Raw genomic sequence first — 804 nt, forward strand, 5'->3', positions numbered from 1 at the left:
GGATTTATCCCCGATGGGCGGCGAAGCTGCCCTGAAATCAGACACCTTGGTGTATCAAAATAATCCGGTTTGCCGGGTCTGGGGCCGCTTCGCGACCCATCGGGGATAAATCCCCTCACCACAATGATCGGGTTGTCTAAGCCAGTGCGTTGCACATGCCCAGTGCCATGCAATCCACTTCAAACGGCCCGAGAAAATCGACCTCAGCCTTGATCGGCGGATTGCCGGCCAGCAACCCTTGGGAGTTGGCCCGTTCGATATTGTGCGCAATGCTGTGATTGGCCTCTATGGCCCGCGCCAGCGCACCGACCGAGCCTTGACCAAAACCGAGTAACGCCGCGCCATTGGTCATCAATGCCAGACCGGCGATGACCCAGAGTCTGTAGCCTTTCATGCGCCGCTCACTCCTGCGAGTTCAGCACGATCAACCAGCACGTCTGCGCGGTGTTCGAACTGGATGCCGGGGTGTGCGACTTCGATCGGTGCGTCGAAGATGTGTTGGGTTTGCGCGGCGATGCTTACAAACAGCACCAGAGCCAGGTAAAGACCGATGGCCAGGTAGGCGCCGCGCTTGGCTGAGGTGATGATTGAACTGGCCATGATGTGCTCCGTGGGCATGTTTCAGTGCCGTCAGGATCAATCAAAAAAGCCGTGGTAACCACTCAGGGTTTGCCATAGTAAACATCAGCTTCGTTGATTATTTAGGCCTTTTATTCGCGTGTTTGAAGAAACCTATCAAGTCGTCCAACGCACAAACGTGTAGGAGCTGCCGAAGGCTGCGATCTTTTGACGTTGAAGATCAAA

2 protein-coding genes are annotated in these 804 nt (G+C 55.3%); both read right to left on the reverse strand.

Features of this window, described 5'->3' with window-relative positions:
• Positions 1–136: 136 nt before the first annotated feature.
• Positions 137–394 carry a hypothetical protein gene (locus HT737_RS02335; RefSeq protein WP_047598405.1) on the reverse strand — a complete coding sequence of 86 codons (258 nt, stop codon included), beginning with the start codon at positions 392–394 and terminating at the stop codon, positions 137–139.
• Positions 391–600 (reverse strand): hypothetical protein, encoded by a 210-nt coding sequence (locus HT737_RS02340; protein WP_182401286.1) that lies wholly within the window; start codon positions 598–600, stop codon positions 391–393. The genes HT737_RS02335 and HT737_RS02340 overlap by 4 nt, the downstream gene beginning before the upstream one ends.
• Positions 601–804: the final 204 nt, after the last annotated feature.

This window comes from Pseudomonas sp. MD195_PC81_125, from assembly GCF_014060985.1.
Taxonomy (GTDB): domain Bacteria; phylum Pseudomonadota; class Gammaproteobacteria; order Pseudomonadales; family Pseudomonadaceae; genus Aquipseudomonas; species Aquipseudomonas parakoreensis.

Excerpts from the sequence above, each read along its gene's own strand:
- HT737_RS02335 (WP_047598405.1), bottom strand. The coding sequence starts at position 394 with ATGAAAGGCTACAGACTCTGGGTCATCGCCGGTCTGGCATTGATGACC.
- HT737_RS02340 (WP_182401286.1), bottom strand. The coding sequence starts at position 600 with ATGGCCAGTTCAATCATCACCTCAGCCAAGCGCGGCGCCTACCTGGCC.